Raw genomic sequence first — 6,625 nt, 5'->3', positions numbered from 1 at the left:
GTTTGGAAGAGCGTAAGGCAGAGAAGGTTGATATGGAAGCTGCTGGTGAAGCTCCTGCTAACAAAGGCAAGAAGAAAGCTACTAAAGCTCGCCTTGACAAGTCTGACGAAGATGCCATCAACGCATCTAAGGCTGCTGCCTTCATGAAAGAAGACGAAGAGGCTTAAATTATATACTTGAGAGTTGAGAATTGAAAGTTGAGAGTTACTTTAAACGGCAATTCTCAATTCTCTGTTCTCAGCTCTCAATTGCTTTATAACACAGAGTATTATTAACTTTTAAATAGATAGAAGAAATTATGGCTGTAACAATGGCTGATATAACCAAGCTCCGTAAAATGACCGGTGCTGGTATGATGGACTGCAAGAATGCCTTGAATGACGCTGAAGGCGATTTCGACAAGGCTATGAAGATTATCCGCGAAAAGGGTCAAGCTGTAGCTGCTAAACGTTCCGACCGTGAAGCTTCAGAAGGTTGCGTTTTGGCTAAGACTACTGGCGACTTTGCTGTAGTTATCGCTTTGAAATGCGAGACTGACTTCGTTGCACAGAATGCTGACTTCGTTAAACTGACTCAGGATATTCTGGATCTTGCTGTTGCCAACAAGTGCAAGACTTTGGATGAAGTAAAAGCTCTGCAACTGGGTGACGTAACTGTAGCTCAAGCTGTAACAGACCGCAGTGGTATCACAGGCGAGAAGATGGAACTTGACGGTTACATGACAGTAGAAGGTGCTGATACTGTTGTTTACAACCACATGAATAAGAACGGTCTTTGCACTATCGTTGCTTTCAATAAGAAAGTAGACGAACAACTGGGTAAGCAGGTTGCCATGCAGATTGCAGCTATGAACCCGATTGCAATCGACGAAGACGGTGTATCTGAAGAAATCAAGCAGAAAGAAATCGAAGTGGCTATCGAGAAGACAAAGGCTGAGCAAGTACAGAAGGCTGTTGAAGCTGCTCTGAAGAAAGCCGGTATCAATCCTGCTCACGTAGATAGCGAAGACCACATGGAAAGCAACATGTCTAAGGGCTGGATTACAGCAGAAGATGTTGCTAAGGCAAAGGAAATCATCGCTACTGTATCTGCTGAGAAGGCTGCTAACCTGCCCGAGCAGATGATTCAGAACATCGCTAAAGGTCGTCTGGGCAAGTTCCTGAAGGAAGTTTGTCTGTTGAACCAGGAGGATGTAATGGATCCTAAGAAGACAGTAAGAGAAGTGTTGAAAGAAGCTGATCCTGAACTGAAGGTTATCGACTTCAAGCGTTTCACTTTGCGTGCTGAATAATTATTTCCTTTAATATATTTATGAAGGCGGCAACTACGGTTTATTCTGTAGTTGCCGCTCTTTTTTATCCTACTGGCTTTGTCTGGGTATATCCTTCCTTTTTCAGCAGTTCGATAATCTTCTGTTTGAAATCACCTTGTACTATGATTTCGCCGTCTTTGGCACTACCTCCTACACCGCATTTGCTTTTCAGCATCCGTCCCAGTTCTTTTAGGTCGTCTTCTGTACCGGTAAATCCAGTTATCAGGGTCACCACTTTTCCTCCCCGGTTCTTGCGGTCCAGTTGCACGCGCAGGCGTTGTTGTGCGGGTGGCAAGGTTTGCTCTTCGATGTTTTCTTCCATTTCGTATTGGAAGTCAGGGTTAGTGGAGTATACTACATTGAGTCGGTCTTTCCAATCGTTCTTTTTCATAATATGCTTGATATATAGGATATGTGTATGTCTGTTCCTTGATTTCGACAGGCAAAAATAATGTTTTGCATGGAGTCTTGCAATGCAGTCAAAAGTTTTGTAGAAATTATGTTAACTATCGCCAAGCGTTTACAGAAAAAAGACTACTTTTGTCTATTGTAACCTAAATAATTGAAGAGAATGACCACGAACCGGGCAATTCAACATAAGAGTAGCATGAAAGTGCCGGAGCCAACCTTGCGCCGTCTCCCGTGGTATCTTTCTAATGTCAAGCTGTTGAAAAAGAAAGGAGAACGTTTTGTTTCTTCTACGCAAATATCCAAAGAAATCAATATCGATGCATCTCAGATAGCCAAGGACTTGTCGTATGTCAATATCTCTGGCCGCACACGGGTAGGCTATGACATTGATACTTTGATTGCTGTATTAGAAGATTTTCTGGGTTTTACCAATTTGCATAAGGCTTTTCTGTTTGGTGTAGGCAGCTTGGGAGGAGCCTTGCTGCACGATTCCGGTTTGAACCATTTCGGATTGGAGATTGTGGCGGCATTCGATGTGAATCCTGATCTGGTAGGAACACAGCTGAACGGTATTCCTATTTATCATACCGATGAGTTTGAACAGAAGATGTCGGAGTACGATGTCAATATTGGTGTGCTGACTGTTCCCATTGAGATAGCTCAACAGATTACCGACAAAATGGTGGAGGGAGGCATCAAGGCTGTGTGGAACTTTACTCCGTTCCGTATCCGGGTGCCCGAGCATATTGTGGTGCAGAATACTTCACTGTACGCCCATCTGGCGGTAATGTTTAACCGATTGAATTTTGAACATATTTAGTCATGAAGATTTTGGCTGTGGGCATGAATTATGCCCGTCATAACGAGGAATTGGGACATACGGCTGTGAATAGTGAGCCGGTTATCTTCCTGAAACCTGATTCGGCGATACTGAAGGACGGCAAGCCTTTCTTTTTGCCTGACTTTTCGAACGAGGTGCATTATGAAACGGAAGTTGTAGTACGTATCTGCCGATTGGGCAAGCATATTGCTCCACGTTTTGCCCGTCGTTATTACGACGCAGTGACGGTCGGTATCGATTTTACGGCCCGCGACCTTCAGCGTAAGTTCCGTGAGGCGGGCAATCCTTGGGAACTGTGTAAGGGATTTGATAATTCGGCTGCAATAGGCGACTTTATCTCCTTGGAGCAGGCAGGTGGGGATGTGCAGAATCTGGACTTTCATCTTGATATAGATGGCAAGGAGGTACAGCGTGGAAATACGGCCGATATGTTATTCCGCGTGGACGATATTATTGCTTATGTCAGTCGTTTCATGACGCTTAAAATTGGTGATCTGCTCTTTACGGGTACGCCTGCGGGAGTGGGACCGGTAAGGATCGGACAACATTTGCAAGGATATCTGGGCGAAGAAAAACTGCTTGATTTCCACATCCGATAACTGTGAAAGTGGCAGGAAGAACAGTTGTAGTTTATATTGTTTTATAAGAAAGCTTATGAAGATACGTGTAGGTTTTGGTTTCGATGTCCATCGGCTGGTCGAGGGACGCGAGCTTTGGCTGGGAGGTATCCGGCTGGAACATGAGAAAGGGCTGCTGGGACATAGCGATGCCGATGTGCTGATTCATGCCATTTGTGATGCCTTGTTGGGGGCGGCCAATATGCGTGATATCGGTTATCATTTCCCTGATACAGCAGGCGAGTTTGCGGGTATCGACAGCAAAATCCTTTTGAAGAAAACCGTTGAACTGATTGCTACCAAAGGCTATACTGTCGGTAACATTGATGCTACGGTTTGCGCCGAACGGCCTAAGTTAAAGGCACATATTCCCGAGATGCAGCGTACGCTTGCATCGGTGATGGGGGTAGATGAAGATGATGTATCTATCAAGGCTACAACCACAGAAAAACTTGGTTTCACCGGGCGTGAAGAAGGTATCTCGGCTTATGCTACGGTGCTGATTGAGAAAGTGTGAAAGCATCTGCAAGCTTCTATCGCAGCTTTACATAATTGAGCCTCGTACATTTTATGTTCCCTATCAGATAAGTACGGGCTATCCGTGCCGAGGCGATTTCTACTGTTTCGCCCGGCTGATAGGCGTGTTCCAGGGCAGGGAGCAGACACGACTGTGTACTGGCTGTCCGTGCATTGATACGCAGGGTAACGAGGTTGCCGGCAGCATCTTTCAGCTTTAGCATTTGTCTGACGTAGAAGTGTGGAATGCCCTTTATGACTTGCGTCTTGTAGGGATTGTCTTCGATGTGTACACTCTGGACAGTCAGTTTCAGATTTTCTACTTTGTCTCCTTCTTTTCCTAGAAAACTGCTTCTGCTTTGTTGCTGGCTTTTTCGCCGTTGCACATCGAGGTGGACTGAATGATATATGCGGGCTATCTGTACAAAGCGTTCCTGCTTGGGGATGCGTGGTTCGAACTTGAAAGCAATCCACGACAGGTAAGCCGGGTCGATGCGTAGTACCTCGTGCAGAAAGTGTCCCCGATATTTTCCGAAAAAGACAAGGTCGTCGCCTTTGCTTTGCATCCTTTTGGCATTGTATTCTACAATGTAGAGCGGTCGCTGGGAATAGAAACAGAGCGTACTGGCTATGCGCAGCGAATCGTGCACATCTTCGGAGAGGTCGCAGATGTAGAAGATGGATTGATGCTCGGGAAGTGGCGAATAAATCCACAGTGAGTATGCAGGGTGTTCGTAACGGGGCAATGCCACAAGATAGGCTCCTACTTCTTTGTAAGAAGTTCTTCCGCTGTTGTAAACGCTTAGTTTCTGATACAGCAGGTCTTGTTCGGTCCGGGGAATGCCCGGAATGTTCGGGTTAGCCATAACCGTTGCTTCGTTTCCTCAAATATACGGATTTTTCGGCTATTATGCAATACCTTTTGGAAAATACCCTTTATCTTTGTATTCCCCTTGCCAAAGGGTTAAATTGGTGAAAGTTGCAATACTGAAAATAGAAAAGAATTCTGCAATGAAAGATCAAGTACGTTTACTAAGAGACTGCATACATCACGACATCCCCGCAGTGGTTTTCCAAGGGGATGACAGTTGCGCTCCCGAGATTCTGGAGGCAGCCAAAGAGATATACCGCCGCCATGGCTGTTCGGAAGAATTCCTGTACGACTGGCAACTGCTTATCGACGAAGTGAAGGCTTACCAGCAGGAGAGTCCGCAGACAGTGAAGCTGCCCAAACTGTCGCCTACGGAGGCGGAACTGGTGCGGGAGGACATGCGGAAACGACGTGTTCTGCATGGATAGCAATAGCTGAGAAAAATGTATATATCAATATCCTTTTTAATTGCAATAATAGATTAGGCAATCATGGTCGTATACCGAGGCACCCTCAGTCGTATACTTAGATACCCTCAGTCGTATACTTAGGCCATCTCAGTCGTATACTTAGGTACCCCCTTGCCAGAATATGTTCTGACGGGGGATGGAGGGGAGGATTTCTTGCTTGCCGGTGCTGTTGACCGGATGGTAATGAAACGTGATAAATGAAAGAAACTTTTGTCAAACGCTCCCTATGTCCGAAAGTTATGCTATTTTTGTCCGATTAAATGAAATACACACATGCTGATGCGATACCTTAAATGCGTTTTTGTTCTCGCCCTGATAGCGGGACTGTCGGGTTGTGCCAAGCCGGCCAACGAAATCATGCTGAAATACGAACAGACCCTTTGCCGTGCCGATTCGCTGGCGCAGGCCGGAGCGATGGACAGTGCGCAGGCTGTCGGTCAGATTGCCGAACTGCACCGGGCCTACAACCAAAGCAAGGAGGCTACGGGCGGGAAGCGCGTCCGTGTGGCTCCGTCCGACGGAAAGACGCAGCTCATTTCGTATTCGCTGAGTTTTCTGCTGATACTGGCCCTGATCTGGATAAATGTGATGGTGGACCGCCATCTGAAGGACAAGAAATATCGCCGTTATATGGTACGCCTCAATGAGAACGAGAACGACCTCCACAGCATCGAGCGCGAAATGGCCGAGCTGGAAGCCTGCCTGGCCGACATGCCGCTGACCGACGAGATGCGCGAGGACATCGAGACCGCCCTGAAGAGTCTGATGAAGCGCAACGACGAGCTGCGCGATGAGAACGAGGGGTTGCACGGTCGGCTGAAGGTCTTCGAAAACCGCCCCTTACCGCCCGACTTGGAACTGCTGAAGGCACAGGGCGACCGTCTGCGCCGCCTCGACGACCAGGTGCAGTCGCTTTCGTCCACGCTGGTGGCGCGCGACGAGGTGGTGGCACGCTTGCACGAGGCTCCCCGTTTCCTGACCGATGCCGACTGGGACTATCTGCGCCGCTTGACCGACCGTGTGTATAGCGGTTTTACCACCCGCTTGCTGCAACGTTTTCCCACGCTGACGCCTGCCGACCAGCAGCTTTGTCTGCTCATCCGTCTGCGTTTCAGCAATGCGCAGGTTGCCGCGTTCATAGCCGTTTCCCCGTCGTCCGTTTCGCAGCAGAAGTTCCGTTTGAAGAAACGCCTGTTGCAGGCGGATGCCGACCTGTTCAGCCGTGGCGAGACGCTGGATATGGTGATTTGTGGGGTGTAAGGGCATCATCTGACCAATCCCCCCATTACTGCCTCCTTTGGTAGAGATCCCTTTCCTATCTGCCCTTCATTATCAGCACGTTACCATCTCCGGTTGTAGAGATTGTCGTTGCCTGCTCTACCGCCGTACCCCCTTTCCGGATGAATGCTTGTAGAGATGTAGATTGATTTAAACGTTTGATTATCAGTGTGTAGTAGAAAATGCGCTGTAGATGTCCTTTTCTTGCTTTTGCCTGCCTGCCGACTTAACTTTGCACTGTCGGTTCGGGGGAGGACAGGCACACCGTCGGCGAGGCCTCACGACGGAAGCCACTGCCGACCCGGGCAG

Annotated in this window: 8 protein-coding genes and 1 pseudogene; 7 read left to right on the top strand and 2 right to left on the bottom strand. The window is 47.8% G+C overall.

Annotated elements, in window-relative coordinates; all coding sequences use genetic code 11:
- Both QVP67_RS09620 and tsf read left to right on the top strand, forming a co-directional pair.
- Positions 1-167 (top strand): annotated as a pseudogene (locus tag QVP67_RS09620) (30S ribosomal protein S2); the annotation flags it as partial.
- A gap of 131 nt (positions 168-298) precedes the next feature.
- A complete protein-coding gene (gene tsf, locus QVP67_RS09615; RefSeq protein WP_022163351.1) occupies positions 299-1,291 on the top strand; it encodes a translation elongation factor Ts in 993 nt (330 codons plus the stop codon).
- A 64-nt stretch (positions 1,292-1,355) separates the two neighbouring features.
- On the opposite strand, the gene QVP67_RS09610 is transcribed toward tsf, so the two are convergent.
- Positions 1,356-1,703: a translation initiation factor gene (locus QVP67_RS09610; RefSeq protein ID WP_022163350.1), complete on the bottom strand. Its 348-nt coding sequence runs from the start codon at positions 1,701-1,703 to the stop codon at positions 1,356-1,358.
- 180 nt (positions 1,704-1,883) lie between these two features.
- On the opposite strand from QVP67_RS09610, the gene QVP67_RS09605 reads away from it, so the two are divergent.
- The 3 genes from QVP67_RS09605 to ispF are packed head-to-tail and all read left to right on the top strand — an operon-like array spanning position 1,884 to position 3,698.
- Positions 1,884-2,543 carry a redox-sensing transcriptional repressor Rex gene (locus QVP67_RS09605; RefSeq protein WP_022163349.1) on the top strand — a complete coding sequence of 220 codons (660 nt, stop codon included), beginning with the start codon at positions 1,884-1,886 and terminating at the stop codon, positions 2,541-2,543.
- A 2-nt stretch (positions 2,544-2,545) separates the two neighbouring features.
- Entirely contained in the window at positions 2,546-3,163 is a 618-nt protein-coding gene (locus QVP67_RS09600) for a fumarylacetoacetate hydrolase family protein (RefSeq protein WP_022163348.1), read from the top strand.
- 55 nt (positions 3,164-3,218) lie between these two features.
- Positions 3,219-3,698: a 2-C-methyl-D-erythritol 2,4-cyclodiphosphate synthase gene (ispF, locus tag QVP67_RS09595; RefSeq protein ID WP_022163347.1), complete on the top strand. Its 480-nt coding sequence runs from the start codon at positions 3,219-3,221 to the stop codon at positions 3,696-3,698.
- Between the two features lie 16 nt (positions 3,699-3,714).
- On the opposite strand, the gene QVP67_RS09590 is transcribed toward ispF, so the two are convergent.
- Entirely contained in the window at positions 3,715-4,563 is an 849-nt protein-coding gene (locus QVP67_RS09590) for an exodeoxyribonuclease X C-terminal domain-containing protein (RefSeq protein WP_022163346.1), read from the bottom strand.
- 145 nt (positions 4,564-4,708) lie between these two features.
- Between QVP67_RS09590 and QVP67_RS09585 the strand changes: the two genes are divergently transcribed.
- Positions 4,709-4,996 carry a hypothetical protein gene (locus tag QVP67_RS09585; RefSeq protein ID WP_022163345.1) on the top strand — a complete coding sequence of 96 codons (288 nt, stop codon included), beginning with the start codon at positions 4,709-4,711 and terminating at the stop codon, positions 4,994-4,996.
- Between the two features lie 315 nt (positions 4,997-5,311).
- Positions 5,312-6,298 carry a hypothetical protein gene (locus QVP67_RS09580; protein ID WP_022163344.1) on the top strand — a complete coding sequence of 329 codons (987 nt, stop codon included), beginning with the start codon at positions 5,312-5,314 and terminating at the stop codon, positions 6,296-6,298.
- Positions 6,299-6,625 lie beyond the last annotated feature (327 nt).

The organism is Bacteroides sp. CAG:633, from assembly GCF_000435115.1.
Classification (GTDB): domain Bacteria; phylum Bacteroidota; class Bacteroidia; order Bacteroidales; family Bacteroidaceae; genus Bacteroides; species Bacteroides ndongoniae.
Note: the sequence above shows the minus strand (reverse complement) of the source record. Positions and strands in the feature narration are given on the sequence as shown.